The 17019-nt window shown below is 60.0% G+C and carries 10 protein-coding genes and 1 pseudogene; 8 read left to right on the top strand and 3 right to left on the bottom strand.

Translation table 11 applies throughout. The annotated features are described in order from the left end of the window. Nucleotides 1-36: 36 nt before the first annotated feature. The 3 genes from EKN07_RS03830 to EKN07_RS03820 all read right to left on the bottom strand — a co-directional run bounded on the left by EKN07_RS03830 (nt 37) and on the right by EKN07_RS03820 (nt 3791). Entirely contained in the window at nt 37-1308 is a 1272-nt protein-coding gene (locus tag EKN07_RS03830) for a Tm-1-like ATP-binding domain-containing protein (protein WP_126145650.1), read from the bottom strand. A 533-nt stretch (nt 1309-1841) separates the two neighbouring features. Further along, a complete protein-coding gene (locus tag EKN07_RS03825; protein WP_164505417.1) occupies nt 1842-2906 on the bottom strand; it encodes an XRE family transcriptional regulator in 1065 nt (354 codons plus the stop codon). A 138-nt stretch (nt 2907-3044) separates the two neighbouring features. Further along, the gene (locus EKN07_RS03820; RefSeq protein WP_108716602.1) at nt 3045-3791 is read right to left on the bottom strand and encodes a GntR family transcriptional regulator; all 747 of its coding nucleotides are present in this window, start codon (nt 3789-3791) and stop codon (nt 3045-3047) included. A 691-nt stretch (nt 3792-4482) separates the two neighbouring features. Here EKN07_RS03820 and EKN07_RS03815 point away from each other — a divergent pair. The 8 genes and pseudogenes from EKN07_RS03815 (at nt 4483) to EKN07_RS03780 (ending at nt 16909) form a co-directional block, all read left to right on the top strand. Beyond that, nucleotides 4483-5976, top strand: coding sequence for a CoA-acylating methylmalonate-semialdehyde dehydrogenase (locus EKN07_RS03815; protein ID WP_108716603.1), 1494 nt, complete (start codon nt 4483-4485; stop codon nt 5974-5976). A 140-nt stretch (nt 5977-6116) separates the two neighbouring features. After that, a pseudogene (locus tag EKN07_RS03810) lies at nt 6117-6314 on the top strand (alcohol dehydrogenase catalytic domain-containing protein); the annotation flags it as partial. A 68-nt stretch (nt 6315-6382) separates the two neighbouring features. After that, nucleotides 6383-7189, top strand: coding sequence for a pyroglutamyl-peptidase I (locus EKN07_RS03805; protein ID WP_164505419.1), 807 nt, complete (start codon nt 6383-6385; stop codon nt 7187-7189). Nucleotides 7190-7445: 256 nt separating this feature from the next. Continuing rightward, nucleotides 7446-8087, top strand: a complete 642-nt coding sequence (locus EKN07_RS03800) for a hypothetical protein (protein WP_108714981.1) — start codon at nt 7446-7448, stop codon at nt 8085-8087. A 374-nt stretch (nt 8088-8461) separates the two neighbouring features. Further along, nucleotides 8462-13987, top strand: a complete 5526-nt coding sequence (locus EKN07_RS12985; RefSeq protein ID WP_241228121.1) for a DEAD/DEAH box helicase — start codon at nt 8462-8464, stop codon at nt 13985-13987. A 161-nt stretch (nt 13988-14148) separates the two neighbouring features. After that, on the top strand, nt 14149-14451 hold the full coding sequence (locus tag EKN07_RS03790; protein ID WP_108714982.1) for a hypothetical protein: 303 nt from the start codon (nt 14149-14151) through the stop codon (nt 14449-14451). Further along, nucleotides 14451-16313 carry a M91 family zinc metallopeptidase gene (locus EKN07_RS03785; protein ID WP_108714983.1) on the top strand — a complete coding sequence of 621 codons (1863 nt, stop codon included), beginning with the start codon at nt 14451-14453 and terminating at the stop codon, nt 16311-16313. The genes EKN07_RS03790 and EKN07_RS03785 overlap by 1 nt, the downstream gene beginning before the upstream one ends. After that, nucleotides 16310-16909 (top strand): hypothetical protein, encoded by a 600-nt coding sequence (locus EKN07_RS03780; protein ID WP_108714984.1) that lies wholly within the window; start codon nt 16310-16312, stop codon nt 16907-16909. Before EKN07_RS03785 ends, EKN07_RS03780 begins: the two co-directional genes overlap by 4 nt. Nucleotides 16910-17019 lie beyond the last annotated feature (110 nt).

Here is a 17019-nt window from a genome sequence, read left to right as displayed (position 1 = left end):
CTTGTGGCCCTGGATTGTCCATCGCGCCGATGCGGTCTAGTCCGCTGCCCGCATTAGGCGGATAAGAGTGTCCGCCGCTATGCGTGCGAAGTTCTCATTGTTGATATGAAGGTCTAGTTCTCTCACCTCGATCCGGGTGGGGTCCAACTGTTGGCGGAGGGTGGTGAACAGGGCGGCGTCGGCCTGTTGATCCCAGAAGGCTTCACCCTCAGCGTCAAGTGCTGATACGCCCTGTAACGGTAGGAGCACGATCGTCTTCCCGCCACCTTTGTTGAGGTTCGCCGCTATTCGCGTACCGATTTCTCGGAGCTCTTCGGGCGTTGTTCGCATGAGGGTGACAGATGGGTTATGCCGGTATAGGTTCCGTTCGCGAAATTTGGTGGGTACTGAGTCCGGTGGGCCATAGTTCACCATATCGAGCGCACCTACGGAAACCACTTGTGGCGTGCCAGCCCTGCCAGCTGCGGTGCAGCGATCTGGCCCGGCCGCCAGGATGCCTCCCACCACTTCGTCGCACCATTCTGTAGTCGTCAGATCTAAGACACCGGCGAAGGCACCGGAATCGATCAGAGACTCCATCGTTCGCCCGCCGGTACCGGTGGCATGGAAGACCAGGACTTCGTAGCCCGCCTCCTCTAGACGTTCCTTGGCGGCCATAACACAAGGGGTTGTAACGCCGAACATTGTGGCGGCGACGAGCGGACGGTCCTGCTCGTGGTCCTCTGCTGTGCCGTCCGCGTTGAGCATGCCGACGACGGCGGCCACGGCATTACGGTAAATGGTCCGTGAAATCTTATTGAGCCCGGCGACGTCGACAATTGATGGCATCATTACGATGTCACTGGTGCCAACGTAACGGGCGACATCGCCAGCCGCCATGGTTGAAACCATGAACTTCGGAACGCCGAGGGGAAGCTCCCGCATGCCGGCTGTTGCGATCGCTGTTCCGCCTGAGCCGCCTAGTGAGAGCACTCCGTCTAGGCGGCCTTGTGCGTAAAGACGAGGGAGAAGTTTGGCCATGCCCTCGGACAGAGCCGCCGTTGCTGCGGCTCTGTCGTGTGCGGCTGCAATGAGGTCGATGTCGTGGCCTGCTGCCGCGGCGACATCACGATTGCTGATGTCTGGCGTGGGGCTCCCGGTTCGTTCGGGCACCGGGCTTGATGCGGCGGGGGATGGAGTGCCAGTGTCGGCGAAGACTCCGGTATCGATCAGCAGGGTACGCGCGCCAAGTCGTTCGGCGCATTGTTGGACGTAGAGGAATTCGGCACCCTTGGTATCAAAAGTGCCTGCGATAGCGAGGGTTTTCATATGAACCTCCTGCTGTACTGCAATGTACAAATCGATGTCTATTTCGACGGTTGCGCGGCCGTCTGGAGACTGGTGCGCTGACAGTCGCTCAGTGGCTTGTGTCAGTTTCAGCCTCGTTGCGTGTGTGTTTTCAGTATGCGGAGGCGATCGGGGGAAGGGAATGGTTTGATTTTGGATTGTTATGGGTTCATGTTGGAGCCGGGGAGCTCCTGAAGGCTGGTTGCGGTCGGTGGGTTGCTGGTTGCGACCTGTGCGGTGTTAGTTGCGGCTCGCGCGGTGTTGTTGCTTGCGGGGTGCTGCGGCGGCTGTGGCGCCTTGGTTGCGGCTCGTGAAGTGTTGGTAGTGGCGGTGGATTCTCTGATTCTCCGGGTTTTCCGCAGTTTTCCGCGAATAACCCGGAGACCGGGCGAAAACCCGGAGAATCCCGGTGGTGAGGGGGCCAGGTTGGTGATGCGCCTACACGTTGCCAGTTGCTCGTATTTCACATGCTGAGCCTCTCGCGAGGGGAGGTTTCAGGTGGCCGAGCCCATGCCTCACTTGTCGGGGTCATCGTTTTCCGGCGGTTGAAGTTGGTGCTCAGCGCCGAGCATGGCGATGTGCACCTCAGCGGGTGGAAGATCAAGTTCTTGGGCAATACGGGTGCCAGTTAGCTTTCCGTATCGGGTGGACTCCAATACAAAAGCAAATAGTCGCGACCGTTCGTAGCCTGGCATTCCCTCTGGCTCGCTGGTGCGGTATCCAAGGTGAGTCAGCTCGCTCGAAACTGAGCGGTAGGACCACACAGTCATATGTCCGATGTCGCGGGCCACATGCGTGAGGGTGAGGGCGGCGACGGACCAGACCTGCTTGGTCTCTAGAATCTCTTCGGTCGAGGGATTGTGGTTGAGTTGCTGGGCTAAGACATCGCTGGGTAGGAGGAACTCACGAGCGAATAGGGTGGCCTGGACCTCGTGCGAAGCTCCAGACGGGGTGCCGCTGTGGCGGTGTAACACGAGATGGCCGAGTTCGCGCGCTAAGTCAAAACGTGTTGCCTCGGGTGTAGATGCGCGGGCGAGCAGGATATACGGGCGGTCATCATACCAGTGCGAGAAACTCTTAACCGCGGCGGCTGCCATCGGAAGCCCGTTGATCCGGATGCCGCGGAGCTCTGCTAGCCGGACAAGATTAGGGATGGGATCTGAGCCTAAACCCCAGGCGGAACGGAGCTCACGAGCCGCCTCTGCCGGAGAGAGACCTGGCAAGTCGGGAACATTGAGGCGGGGCAGACTGAAACGTGTGTCAATCCACTCATTGACGTCCATGTAGAGCGTTGCAGCCGCAATGGCGAGCGACCGTTGCTGGTGCGTGGTCTTCCGGCCCGGTCGCAGAGCGGGAGAGGAGATGTTCAGTTGGACCGGATCGCCACGGGAGAAGAAGCCGTCGGGGAAGGACAGCAGCGCTCCGAGTGCTGGCCGGACGGTATGGGGAGCGCTATGCGCCTCGTATTTCTGTACCGTGGGTTCGGTGACGCCTAGTAGGCGAGCAAGTTCATTTTGACTCAGTCCACGGCGCAGGCGGGCAACACGGATCCGTTTGGCATTCAGTGGGCGTTGACTCACTCCCAATGGCGAAGAGGACCTCACGTGCCTCTGCTCCTGGCTAGTTGTTTGTTGCGTGGTTAATCAATTCTCCCACAAAAACAGATAACTCTAGCCCCTATCGAGAATTCCCTGACTGGATGGAGCGCCGACAGACCCTCAGGAGGCGAACAATGTTGTGGTGACAGAGTAGCGATCAGTGCGGTACAGGTGGTTCCCAAACTCGACGATCTGATCCCCTTCGTCGTACGAGGTGCGTGTTGCGGTGAGAAGAGCCGTCCCTTCGCGCACACCGAGAGTCGCTGCCTCCTCGGAGCTTGCTGCACGAGCGCCAACGAATTGGTCGGCGGTTACAGGCACGATTCCACGCTCGTGTAGTAGATCGTAGAAACCTGCGGAAGTTAGTTCCTGCGGGCTTGGCGCTATTGCTGCGGGCAAAAGATTCGCCATGAGAGCCAGAGGCTGGCCGTCGGCACTGCGTAAACGGAGCATGCTGACGACCGGTACACCCACTTCCGTTCCAAGTACTTGAGCATCGCCCGCGGTAGCGGCGCGCTCTTCGTATTCCAGTACGGATGTGGTCACCTCGTGCCCTGCAGCCAGAAGGTCGGCGTGGAGGCTAGTGAGATCAACCGGCCGTCGTATAGGAGCAGGGGAGACGACGGTGCCGACGCCGCGTCGGCGCTTGAGGAGGCCGCGATCCACGAGTTGTTGGAGAGCCTGACGGGCAGTGAGGCGTGAGACCCGCAGACGTCGTGCCAAAGCGATCTCGTTTTCGAGCCGCGCACCGGGAGGCAGTGCACCTTCGTTGATGCGCTGCGCGATGGCTTCGGCAATTTGAATGTAAAGCGGGGTGGTGCTGCGTCGATTCAGGTCGATGTCAATGATGAAGGACGAAGGGTTCATAATTCTGGTGTATCCGGTGTTGTGTGAATCTGAGGTTGTCCGATGAAGTCTGCTTGCCGGAGGCGCCATTTCCGTGGTTTCCGTGGCTCAGGTCGCGTGGTCGGGTAGGAGGAACTTCAAGGGTGCGGTGAAGGGAATTGAGCCACAGGGCGGCACCCATTTGTCTCAAAAGCCCCTAACCTAGGTCGCACCTCGAAATACCAATAACAGTATACCCCGCAGCGGGCGGTTTCTACTCCATCTTTGTTCTGACAATTGTTTGGCGACGCCGCAGAGGAGAGGTGATGGCGACAATGAATAGCCGCGATCCAGTGATCGTGTCGTCATAGATGGCCCCAAGTGCACCTCAAACGTGAGGTGAGCGATAGGTGGCGTGGTGGCGCGTGTTTCGATATTGTGTCATGTAGTTGTATGCACATTACGGGAAGATCTTGGTGGTGCGCGCCGTAATATCACCGGTCTCACCGAATGTACACGCGGGTTGCGCTGCTACAGTGAACGGCACAATCGTTCAGGTGCGCAGTGCAACTCGTTCGACTTGTGAGGCCAGTCTAGCGTGGGGGACTTAGGACTCATTACAGTGGAGGTGTCGCGGCACATAACCGGACTCTCAACGGTCGACGGAAGTTGTGCTTCAGCAATCCTCACCAGGACATGGGAACAAAGGAACAAATTCCAGGAGTCAATGACGATGAAAACTATTACACACTGGATCAACGGAGAGCACTACGAAGGGAGTCCCGTGGGACGAGTCCCTGTGGAGAACCCCGGAACGGGCGATATCAACGCCGAACTGCTCCTCGCCTCTGACGACGATCTCGACTATGCCGTCAAGGTTGCTACAGAGGCGCAAAAGGTCTGGGCAAGCTATTCACTCGCGAGGAGAACCGCTGTCATGTTTCGCATGCGCGAGCTGGTGCTTGCGCATCAAGATGAGATGGCTAGGCTAATCGTCGCCGAGCACGGCAAGAACTATTCCGACGCGATTGGAGAAATCCAACGCGGGCGCGAAACACTTGATTTCGCGACGGCGATCAACGTCGCCCTCAAGGGCGAGTACTCGTACGACATCTCAACTGGTGTTGACATCCACACCTTGCGCCAACCCGTGGGTGTGGTTGCGGGTATTTGCCCCTTCAACTTTCCGGCGATGGTCCCGCTGTGGATGCACCCACTGGCAATTGCGACGGGCAATGCCTTTATTCTCAAGCCTGCTTCCGCCACGCCGTCGGCGGCGATGCTCACGGCCGAACTCTACAAGGAAGCCGGGCTTCCCGACGGCGTCTTCAACGTGGTCGCGGGTAACCGGGAGATGGTGACCAAAGTTTTGGAACACCCCGGCATCAATGCGATCTCCTTCGTGGGATCTACACCCGTGGCGCATATCGTCCAGAACACCGGCATTATGCATGGAAAACGTGTGCAGGCGCTCGGCGGTGCCAACAACCATGCCATCGTGATGCCGGATGCCGACCTGGATTTCGCCGCCCAGCACATTTCAGCGGCAGCCTTCGGTGCCGCGGGTGAGCGCTGCATGGCGCTGCCCGTCGTCGTCGCCGTCGGCGGTATCGGGCCCGACTTGGCGCAACGTGTCAAGGCGAACGCCGTCAAGATTAAAGTCGGGTACGGCATGGATGAGGGCGTTGAGATGGGCCCGGTAATCGATGCTAAGTCGAAGCAGAAGATTATCGATCTGATTTCCGAAGGCGAGTCCAAGGGAGGCGAGGTTGTACTCGATGGCCGCGACCTGGTGATTCCCGGTCATGAGAACGGGCACTTCCTCGGCCCGACAATCGTGGATAACGTGCCACTTGATTCGCAGCTGTACCAGCAGGAGGTGTTCGGACCAGTGCTGGCGATTGTGCATGCTGAGACGTATGACGAGGCAATCAGAATCGTCAACGCCTCGCCCTACGGAAATGGTTCGGCGATTTTCACCAACGACGGCGGTGTCGCGCGGCGTTTCCAACTCGATGTGGAAGCGGGAATGGTCGGCATTAATGTGCCGATCCCGACGCCGGTGGCGTACTACTCCTTTGGCGGGTGGAAGGAATCACTGCTCGGAGATACACATATCCACGGTCCGGAAGGTGTGAAGTTCTATACCCGAGCCAAGGCGGTGACCGAGCGGTGGCCCACCGAGAAGGGCTACGCGGCAACGATGTCATTCCAGCGTGAGGAGTGACGGAACTGACAGGAGGGGCACTGTTCTCGGTGAGGGCAAGGGCCTGTTCGCGGCTGTGAACCCTAAGAGCGGAATCAAGGCCTGTTCTCGGCCGTGAGCTCCGAGGTCGGCCCCAGGGGTCCACTTGCAACCTCGGCAAGGGCCTCGAAGTTGAGACCATCCGGACTCCACATCCCAAGGATGGCGAGGTTCTTATCAAGGTTGCAGCCTGCGGCATGTGCCATTCCGATCTGCATGTTATCGGTGGCGCGATCGTATTTCCGCTGTCCGCCGTGCTCGGCCACGAAGTGGCCGGAACGATTGTGAAACTTGGTCCGGGCAACGAACACACCGGGCTGTGCTCGGTGCCCGAATGTGTCCCTTTCCCGTCCAAACGAGTGCGCGGCGGAATGGTTCGCTTTGTGAAGTGGCAGAATCATGCGGATTCTGCGACGAGCCAGAGGCCGGGCGGAGCGGTTTGGACGGGATTTGGACAGCACCCATTTCGACCTGCTCATCCACCCCGCTCATAATTGAGGATGAGGAGGAAAACGTGGTCGAGAATGGATGTGCGCAAAATGAGCCTAGGCGAAATGAGTCCAGACAAAATGGACCCGCGCAAGAAGGTGCATGCGAATCGGGCGGTGCGGCTACTGTTCTTGTCACCGGCTTTGAGCCTTTTGGTGGCGCTTCGTACAATCCGACGGAGGCCGCCGTGCGCATGCTGGCCGCTGACTATGCCTCCCACTATCCGCGCCTGATCGTCGAGATTCTGCCGGTCGAATTCGCTGCTGCGACAGCACGTATCCGTGAACTGATCGCAGCTTATCGCCCAACAGTAACGCTGTGCTGCGGTTTGAATGCTTCCTCAGAAGTACCAGTGCTGGAACGGGTAGCCCGAAACCGTATCAATGCGCGCATAGCCGATAATGCTGGGGTTCAGCCCGTTGGAGAAGCAGTCCAGAGCGGAGCCCCCGGTACGCTTCGTGCCACACTCCCAATCGGCAGAATGTTGGAGGCTGCGCGAAGCTCGGGGTATGAGATTGGCGTATCTGACGACGCCGGGGGTTTCGTATGCAATGCGACGCTGTTTTCGGCTCTTGACGCCTTACGGCAGATCAATGACAAGAGGTGCTGTGCTGGTTTCTTACATCTTCCCGACGACGTCGCGCGTTCTCGCGTGAGCAACGACGCAGAGTTAATTGACGTGCTGGTTGGTGCTGCTACGGAATGACTCCGCGGGGAAGAGCGGGCGGCACCGGGCAAGGCTTGCCGGAATCCGCGAGTGTGCCCGCCGCTGCTGATCCCTGCTGCGGAAACTCACAGGCCCTTTGCTGGGGGTGGAGGTGGTGCAGCCTCGCAGCCGTGCACCTTTCCGATGTGCGCTGTGTAACGCATTACCCCTTTGACCTGGTGAGAAGCTATGTACCAACTGGTAAGTTCATCTGGTAGCCCGGGCTCGTCCCTACTGACAGCATGAGAGGTTAACAATGAAAAACCGGATCTTTGCACTAGGAGCGTCGGCTGTTCTCGCCGTCTCCCTCGCCGCTTGTTCGAATGACAACGCGGACTCCGATTCGACAGATGGCAGCAGCTCGGCGGTTGAGACGACTGCGGTTGATGAGCCTATCGCTTCCAACGATGCAACTGACGACGAGGAGCTCAGTGCAGGAGAGAAGCGCGATGTCACCCGGTACCTGACGCTGGCGTCCGACCCGGGCGGATTCGACGAAGTATCGCTTGACCGTAACGATATGCGGGCATTTGTCGACTCGAATAAGAAGACGGCGGATGATGAGTGGGAAAGCTTCTTCCTCGTCGTCGCACTGACCGATGATTACTATGCTGAAGATCAGTACGTGATCCAGGATGTTTCTGAGATGACGTTCCTGGATGATGACGAGGTGCAGGCCGATGGCACCATGACGATTGCCGGTGAAGAGGCGAAGGTCTTCGTCGGGCAGACGGAAGAAGATGGATCGTATTACGGGGTGCGAGCAGCTGTGGTCGACCGCGGTAATGATGTGCGCATCTTGTTCGTCCTGCAGTTTGACGGTTCTTCGGAGTCAATGGCCGAGGTCAAAGAGAGCGATCTTGAGAATTACACCAGCACGGTGAAGTGGATCGACTGATCCGAGAGACGCCGCCGCGTTCGCGACGGTTGGCGCCGCATCGGCGTGACTGGGCCGCGAGCAGCGACAGTCTCGGGACCAGCGCGATGGAATAAATAGGCAATTCCCGCGAGGCTTCGTGCTTCGCGGGAATTTCTTTCTGCAAAGGCATGTAGCTACGCCGGCATCAGTTCACCGGGCGGTTGCGAAGAAGTGAAACTGCGGCAGACGCAGCGGAGGTCCGACTGGTGGGGGTCATCGAGAATCACGGGCCGACTGGATGGGTTCGAGCAGTGCGGTGGTGGGGCGTCGACATCTTCCGATTTATGTCGGAGGTTTCCGGCAAGATAGAGGAGAGACGGATCGTTTGCACCCTGATTGAGAGGAGGTAGCCGATGGATATCCTTGAGCGGTTCAGTGGCCCGGCGCGCCGCTGGTTCCGTTCCACTTTCGGCTCTCCGACGGTGGCGCAGGCAGATGCCTGGCGAGCGATTTCGCAGGGGCATAACGCTTTAGTGGTCGCGCCGACAGGGTCAGGTAAGACGTTGGCGGCTTTCCTCTGGGCAATTGATCGAATCGTCCGGGAACAGAGTGAAGAACGGGAGAATGAGACCCCGTCGAACAAGGGCTCGCTGGAGAAATCGGCGGTTGCTGCTCCGGGAGAGGGTGCCATGCCGCGTGAAAGCCGACACGTGTCCGGCACCGGTGCTGCCACAACGGGTGCTGGAACAACGCGGATATTGTATGTGTCCCCGCTCAAAGCGCTGGGCGTTGATATCGAACGAAACCTGCGCGAGCCATTGGAGGGGATCACACAGGTAGCGCGGCAGTTCGGCGAATCGCCGCCAAGTATCCGGGTAGGAGTGCGTTCCGGCGATACTACGTCATCGCAACGCCAGCGCCTTATACGGAATCCTCCGCATATTCTTATTACGACGCCGGAATCGCTCTACCTCATGCTCACCAGCCGCGCCCGCGAGACGCTGCGCGGTATAGACACAGTCATCGTCGACGAGGTCCATGCCATTGCCGGAGCGAAGCGTGGTGCGCATCTGGCTGTGAGTTTGGAGCGCCTTGACGCTCTGCTTGCCGCACCCGCCCAGCGGATCGGACTATCGGCCACGGTACGGCCTATTGATGAAGTGGCGCGTTTTCTTGGTGGCACAGCACCGGTGAAGGTCATCGAGGCGGGGGCGGCGCGTTCGCTAGAGCTAACCGTCACGGTGCCCGTCGTCAACCTGCAGGCATTACCCGCGCAAGTCTCGGAAGCCGGGGCGGCCGAAGAAGCCGTGAATTCCACCGGTTCGATATGGCCGTATGTGGAGGAATCGGTTGTTGATCAGGTCTTGCAACATCGCTCGACGATCATGTTCGTCAATTCGCGGCGGCTGGCAGAACGGTTGACCGGTCGCTTAAATGAGGTCTACCTGCGGCGCTTGGAACAGCAGGTGGAGCCATCGCAACGGCAAGAAGGGCATGGCGTGGCGCCTCCGGCGGGCGATAGGGCAGCCATGGCGCCCCCGCCGGGCGATAGGGCAGCCATGGCGCCTCCGGCGCAGATGATGGGGATGTCGGGGCGCGCGGAGGGCGTCGCGCCTGTGCTTGCCCGGGCACATCACGGTTCGGTATCGAAGGAACAGCGGGCCGAGGTGGAGGAGGGCCTGAAATCCGGGAGGCTGCGCTGCGTCGTCGCTACCAGTAGCCTCGAACTCGGCATCGATATGGGCGCTGTTGATCTCGTTATTCAAATTGAATCGCCGCCCAGTGCAGCCAGCGGCTTGCAACGTGTGGGGCGTGCCGGGCACCAGGTCGGTGAGGTCAGCCGTGCTGTTTTCTATCCCAAGCACAGTGGCGACGTTCTGCACAGCGCCGTCGTCGCCGAAAGAATGCTGCACGGGAACATCGAGGCCTTGGCCATTCCACGCAACCCGCTCGATATCCTCGCCCAGCAGACGGTGGCGCAGTGTGCTCTTGAATCCGTCAATGTGGACGAGTGGTTCGCAACGGTTCGGCGCAGCGCTCCATTCCAGTCGCTGCCTCGAAGTGTTTTCAACACCGTGCTCGATTTTCTGGCGGGCCGTTATCCCTCCGAGGAATTCGCGGAACTGCGTCCCCGCCTCATCTGGGATCGGGATGCGGGGACCATCACCGGGCGGCCCGGTGCACAGCGTCTCGCCGTGACAAGCGGCGGGACCATCGCCGACCGGGGTATGTACGGCGTTTTTGTCGCCGGTGAGCAACGTGATGCTCGGGTTGGCGAGCTTGACGAAGAAATGGTCTACGAGTCGCGCGTAGGAGATGTGTTTACCCTCGGTACGACGAGTTGGCGAATAGTCGAGATTACGCATGACCGTGTCAATGTGGCTCCGGCCTTCGGGCGGCCAGGCCGCCTGCCCTTTTGGCGCGCCGATAGTCTGGGCCGGCCGGCCGAACTCGGCGAAGCTATGGGGCGTTTTTGTCGAGAAATCACCGCAGTTCCCGAGGCCGAGGCGGCCGAGCGGCTCAGCGCTGCCGGTTTGGATGAGAACGCCGCCAACAATGTGTTGTCGTATCTGCGCGAGCAGCGTGCGGCAACCGGCACACTGCCCACAGACCGCACCCTAACCGTGGAACGTGGGCGCGACGACGTCGGCGACTGGCGGATTATCTTGCACTCGCCCTTCGGCATGCATGTGCATGCCCCCTGGGCGCTCGCTGTTGCGGCACGTATTCGCCAAGTCTACGGCGGTGACGCATCCGCAGTTGCCAGCGACGACGGCATTATCGTGCGAATCCCCGCCGCAGATACGCGGACGCCTGGAGCGGAACTCTTTGTTTTCAACCCGGACGAACTTGAGCAGATCGTGACCGACGAGGTGGGCGGGTCGGCGCTCTTCGCGTCCCGCTTCCGAGAGTGTGCTGCCCGTGCCCTGCTGATGCCGCGGCTCAACCCTGGCAAACGGATGCCGCTTTGGCAACAGAGGCAGCGTTCGGCGGCACTGTTGGAGGTAGCGCGCAGGCATCCGGACTTTCCGATCATTTTGGAGGCAATGCGCGAGGTTCTGCAGGATGTTTACGATTTGCCTGCGCTGCTGCGGCTAGCACGAGGAATCGCCCAGCAGGACGTCCGCCTGGTGGAAACCGACCCGGCGCAACCATCTCCCTTCGCGCGTGACCTTTTATTCGGTTACGTGGACCAGTTCATTTACGAGGGCGACGTTCCGCTGGCCGAGCGCCGCACCGCTCTCCTGCAGGTCGATCCTGAGCTTCTTGGCGAGCTGCTTGGGCGGGTGGAGATGCGCGAGCTGCTCGATGCCGATGTCATTGCTGATTATGAGGCGCAGCTGCAGCACCTGACTCCGCAGCGGAGAGTACGTGGAATTGAAGGTGTGGCCGACCTGCTCCGGCAGCTTGGCCCCCTCAGCGTGCGCGAAATTGCGGATCGCCTGCAACCCGAGGAGGCCAAGCTGCAGGGGTGGAATGAGGATGAGGCGGTGCATGCTGACGGCGGCGGGAGTGAGCGCACAGGAAGGGATGCGGCAGAGAGCTGGAGTATTCGTGTTGCGCAGGCACATGTAGGCGAATTGGTTCATGCCGGACGTGCGATTGCGGTGGTATTCGCTGGAGCCGTGGCAGGTGAAGAAGCCATGCCGATAGAAGAAGCCATGCCGATAGAAGCGGATACGCCGATAAACGGCATCGGGCGGAGAGTGCCGACTTCGCGTTATGCCACCGTCACGTCCGAGGATGGCGCGTCCGAGACTGGCATGGTTCCCGCGGATCAGCCGACGGCTCTGCGTTACGCAGCCATTGAAGACGCGCCGCGCCTGCGTGATGCGCTCGGCGTGAAGCTGCCGCCGGGCATCCCGGCAGTATTCCTCGAACCTGTTTCCTCGCCCCTTGATGACCTCGTCTCTCGCTATGCGCGCACGCACGGCCCCTTCATCGCCGACGACGTCGCCCGGCGCTTTGGCCTGGGAGTAGCCGTTGTTACCGAGAGCCTGCAACGGCTACGTGAGGAGCACCGGGTGACCAGCGGGTTCTTCTTACCGGAGCGTCCGCACCCGCCGGAGGAGGGCGCTGCGCAGGCACCTGGCCTCTCCGCGCAGGAGCGGCGGTCCGCTTATGTAGAACTACCTGACGCCGTGAGCGGTGCGGGTATGCCAGTGGCGGCAGAGTGTTCGACTGATGGGGTCCATGGCGGCGAACCGTCGGGCTCGATACGGTGGGAGCGCATCGAATGGCGGCAGCGCGTCGAATGGTGCGATGTGCAGGTGTTGCGGCGCCTGCGGCAACTGTCGCTTTCCGTGCTGCGGGGAGGTGTGGAACCGGTCGCCCCGGAGGTGTACGCCCGTTTCCTTCCTGCGTGGCAGCACGCCGACGGATCCTTGGAAGGGATCGATGGCGTACTCGCCGTCGTCGAACAACTGGCCGGTGTTCCTATTCCGGCCAGTGCCTGGGAGTCGCTGATTCTTCCCGCTCGGGTACGGGACTATTCCCCGGCCATGCTTGACCAGCTCACAGCGGCGGGAGAAGTGACCTGGGTGGGGCACGGAACGCTTCCGGGGCGCGACGGATGGATAGCGCTATATCCGGCCGGGTATGCGGATGCGGGCGCGATACGAGGTATAAGCACGGCCGGAGCGCGGACTGCTAGCCAGCAGGCCATCGGCGGTATCGAGAAGCCTTCACCCGAGGCTGAGGCGGAACGAACAATCATCGCGGCCTTGCGCAACGGAGGTGCTTTTTTCGCGGGTCAACTGCGGGAGGCTGCGGGCGGGATAGCCGATGAGCAAGCATTTATGGCCGCGTTGTGGAACTTGGTGTGGGCGGGGTATCTGACGAATGACACCTTGGCTCCCGTGCGTGCGTTCATTGCGTATGGAACGCAGGCGCATAGAAGTGCGCGTACACCGCGTCCGCGCGCATACCGTGGTATGGGATATCGGGGAGTGCGGGCTGCGGCGGTGCCGCCGGTACTGGCCGGGCGGTGGTCGCTTGTTCCGGGTGCAGCTGGGGATGGTGGTGGCAGTCAGGAGGAAGGTTTCGAGCTGGTAAGCGCGGAGGTGGATTTGCCCCTCGAAGCTCGGCATATGGATGGGGAACCTACAGGGTCATTCGCGTTCGGGGTGAGAGCTTCTGTTCCGGCGAAGCAATCTTCTGTTCCAGGCACGGTGTCTTCTGCTGATGACGCTGCGACCGGCCGCGGGTGGTCCGCGCAAAGTGTACAAGCGGTCGATACTGCGTCTGCCTTACTTGACCGCTACGGCGTGGTGACGCGCGGATCGGTCCAGTCCGAGGGTATGCCGGGAGGATTTGCCGGTGTGTACCGCGTGCTGCGTGGTTTTGAGGAGGCGGGGCACTGCCGACGCGGGTATTTCATCGCCGGGCTGGGTGCTGCTCAATTTGCCTCAGCTGCAGCAGTTGATCGATTGCGGGAATTCGCCGATAGTGCTGATAATCAGGGGGATTCCGGCGGCGCTGTCACTCAGTCGAATGGCTCCAAGGAGTACACGGATCGCACCGCGACGCCTTCAAGCCGCAGCGGGCTTCAACCAACCGGCCACGGAGCGGCAATCACACTTGCTGCAACTGACCCTGCCAATCCGTACGGCGCGGCGCTTCCGTGGCCGGTAATCGAGAACGTGCAGCAGCGCCCGGGCCGCAAGGCGGGTGCACTTGTGGTTCTTGTGGCCGGTAAGCCGGTGCTATATGTGGAGCGTGGAGGGCGCACCGTTCTTCAGTTCACTGACGAAGCGGAGGAGTTGGCGCAGGCATGCCACAGTCTGGCGGCGACCGTGGCAGACCGGCACTTGGAGACGCTGGCCATAGAAAAGGTTAACGGCGAAGGGGCGGTCTTCCGCTCGGCGCTGGCAGGTCATCTTCGGGATGCGGGTTTTGTGGACTCGCCACGTGGGCTCGCACTGTACCGCGCGTACTAGCGGGTAGGCTGCGGCGTACCAGGCCGCAGACAGGACATTTGCCTGCACTTTTACAGCATTTCTTTAAAGGTAGTGCGGCGGCGCATCCTGTCTGCTAGCCTCGTACTATCTCACCGGTTCGGCCTCCGGCCAACTCACCGGTACAGCAGAGAGGTGGCATAATGACCCGAATTGATCCCGAGTATGTGAGCGGGCAGGCGACGCGTGTGCTGAATGTGTCGGTTGATCTCCGCTCGGCGTGGCAGAACGAGTCTTTTCCCGTTTCCGGAATCTCGTCGGCGGCAGCGGGAAATAGCTCGGCTGGTCCGCAGTTCGTCAGCAAACTCACGGGAATGGCGAATTCCGGCGACAACGCACATGAGAATCTGTCTGACTCATTGGAGTCGGCGTCGGAGGCAATGCAGGCCTGTGCGGCGGACTTGAGTGATACCGATGAGCGGACAGCCGAGAGTTGGAGGATCTGATGAGTGGGTCATGGGATCTAGAGGCGAAGCTGTCGGAGTTGTATGCGGCTCAGGGTGCATGGGAACGCATGGCACGGTTCTCCTCGCGAGCGGCGGATGATTTCGCGCGGCACGCGAATAATGCTCTGGGGGAATGGGAAGGCGATACCGCTGATGCCTTCGCTACCCGGCGCTCGGAGTTGGTCAAGGATCTGGACAAGGCAACGGAGATTGCGGGTCGGTGCGCTGCGGTGATCTCCTATGCAGCATCTGATATTTCCCGAGCACAGGGAGCACTGGATAGTTCGTGGCAGCGAGTGTCGAGTGTTTCGCATACGGGCGGACCGAGTTCTGCGCCTACCTTTCAGCCCGAGGATGCTGACGAGGAGCAACTGGTACAGCAGGAGATGGCTGAGGCGGAACGGATTCGGCAGGAATTGGATGAGAAGCTCAGCGGTTACGGGGCCGATGTGGACGCCTTGAGCAGAAGTTGGGGAGAGATTACCAGGCGCTGGAACAGGATCGCAGGAGGAGCCCCCTTCATCTGGAATATGCCGCAGGAAGGTTCCGACGTCGGCATCCTGCAAAACGGTGACGAGGTAGTCCTTTCAGCGGGCAAGGAGGATAACCGGATTACGGTGATGATCGATCCAAAGACCGGTGACCAGATCGTCAAGGTGGAGGACTTGGTTTACAACGACAAGGGCGAGATCGTTGATGTACGCAATACTCAGTCGTATCGCATCCCAGCGGGGAAGCATCTGACCATCCGCGGTGGTGGCGGTGACGATATTATCGCGTTGCCCTCCGATGCGACTGTTGGGTACACGGTTGTTGGTGGTGATGGGTTGGATCGGATCACCGGCGGTGGTGGAGATGATCGTCTGTTCGGTTCAGCCGGTGACGATGAGATCAAAGCCGGTGCGGGCAATGACTATGCTTCCGGAGGTGCTGGACACGACTATCTGGACGGTCAGACCGGTAATGACCGACTCTTCGGCGGGCGGGGCCGTGACACAGCGTACGGCCTAGGTGGAACTGACAAACTCTCCGGCGGGCAGGATGCGGATTATCTGGAAGGTGGTGAAGGCAAAGACGAGCTGCTCGGCGGGGATGGTGATGACGTTGTCTCTGGCGGCCGGGGTAATGACCACATGCTCGGCGGCAGTGGGAACGATACGCAGTACGGCGGCCTCGGTGCGGACACCGTCATGGGCGGCCAAGGCGATGACACGCTCTACGACGATAAGGGTGGCAAGACGGACTCGGTGGAGAAAGATATCACCGTACAGATCGAGGACCAGACCTCGTGGATCAAGATCGAAGGCTCGCCAGAGTTCATCGCCCGTACCCAGGCAGACCTGGACATGCTCAGCGCATCCCCCGCAGGCGCAGAGCTTCTTGGGCATATCAAAGAGAATCATGAGAACTCGGGTCTCTTCGGAGTATTGGGAAAGAACTCGCTGACAATCAAGGAACTTATTCCTCCGGAGAATAATCCTGGTTTTCGGAATAGTTACGCCTACCCAGGGCATTTGGGCCATCACAGTGTGGAGTACTTGCCTACTATCGATGATTTCGGAGGAGCACCCCCGGTTGTGGTGTTGCAGCATGAGCTAGCACATGTGGATACCTTCGGTAGTGGTATCTATGATTCTCAGGATATCTACGACGGAGACGATGCACGGGACAATATGAAAGACAACCCTGACCCCGACACCAAACCGGTCTATACGGCTGAGCGGCAGGCTGTCGGGCTGCCGATCGACCATGATGACAACCCGAACACTCCGGAGATTGTGGATCCGCGGCAACCGATTGAACGGACCGAGAATGGATTACGGAAGGAAATGGGTTGGCCGGAGAGAGAGTCATACCGATGAGTAAAATGTTGCGGCGTCGTCGTGTGTCGTCGGTCGTGGTAGCCCTGTTGGTGGTTGCTGTGGTGGCTGCTGGGGTCGTCTTCTGGTGGGTGGTGGTACGGGATACGCGTCCGCGGTTTGTGGTGGATGAGGTGGATGATGGGCTGCAGGTGGAGTGGGTGTCGACGACGGTGTCGGATGGTGAATTCACGGGCACGTACCGGCTCACGAATATGACAGGTGAGGATGTGTGGCTTCCGACGGGGTCGGGTGCCGTACCGGATTCTGCGGGTGGGTACGCGCTGGGACGGGTTTTTCTTCCTCTTGATGATGCGAAGCTGTGGGTGACGCCGCCGATGATTTCTGCGTTTCGGTTAGGTGCGGGTGAGAGTCGGGAGTTTACGTTTTCGTATGCGCGTCCTTTTGGTTTGATTTTGAGGTATCTGGAGGAACCGGAAGAAACAGTGAACCCGTCCACAGTACGACTGTGTGTGGGTTACATTTCAGGCTCTGATCTCCACAGTGATCCTGATCCGAGTGAGGATCTGGAACTGGGAGTTATGAGGGCCTTCGAGCTGCAGCATGTCTCGTGTTCTGAGTCGATTGATGTGGAGTAGGCGGTGTGGTTGTGACTGATCGCTGGTCGGCGGTGCCAGAGCTCGGAGCGTGTTCTGGGGCATCGCGTCGCTCGTGGTGTCTTGTGTCGGTCTTTCTCTTGTCTGCAGGA

Origin of the sequence: Actinobaculum sp. 352 (assembly GCF_003957265.1) — a bacterium.
Classification (GTDB): Bacteria; Actinomycetota; Actinomycetes; order Actinomycetales; family Actinomycetaceae; genus Asp313.
This window is presented reverse-complemented; position numbering and strand designations above follow the sequence as displayed.

Excerpts from the sequence above, each read along its gene's own strand:
- EKN07_RS03830 (WP_126145650.1), bottom strand. The coding sequence starts at position 1,308 with ATGAAAACCCTCGCTATCGCAGGCACTTTTGATACCAAGGGTGCCGAA.
- EKN07_RS03820 (WP_108716602.1), bottom strand. The coding sequence starts at position 3,791 with ATGAACCCTTCGTCCTTCATCATTGACATCGACCTGAATCGACGCAGC.
- EKN07_RS03815 (WP_108716603.1), top strand. The coding sequence starts at position 4,483 with ATGAAAACTATTACACACTGGATCAACGGAGAGCACTACGAAGGGAGT.
- EKN07_RS03800 (WP_108714981.1), top strand. The coding sequence starts at position 7,446 with ATGAAAAACCGGATCTTTGCACTAGGAGCGTCGGCTGTTCTCGCCGTC.
- EKN07_RS12985 (WP_241228121.1), top strand. The coding sequence starts at position 8,462 with ATGGATATCCTTGAGCGGTTCAGTGGCCCGGCGCGCCGCTGGTTCCGT.
- EKN07_RS03790 (WP_108714982.1), top strand. The coding sequence starts at position 14,149 with ATGACCCGAATTGATCCCGAGTATGTGAGCGGGCAGGCGACGCGTGTG.
- EKN07_RS03785 (WP_108714983.1), top strand. The coding sequence starts at position 14,451 with ATGAGTGGGTCATGGGATCTAGAGGCGAAGCTGTCGGAGTTGTATGCG.
- EKN07_RS03780 (WP_108714984.1), top strand. The coding sequence starts at position 16,310 with ATGAGTAAAATGTTGCGGCGTCGTCGTGTGTCGTCGGTCGTGGTAGCC.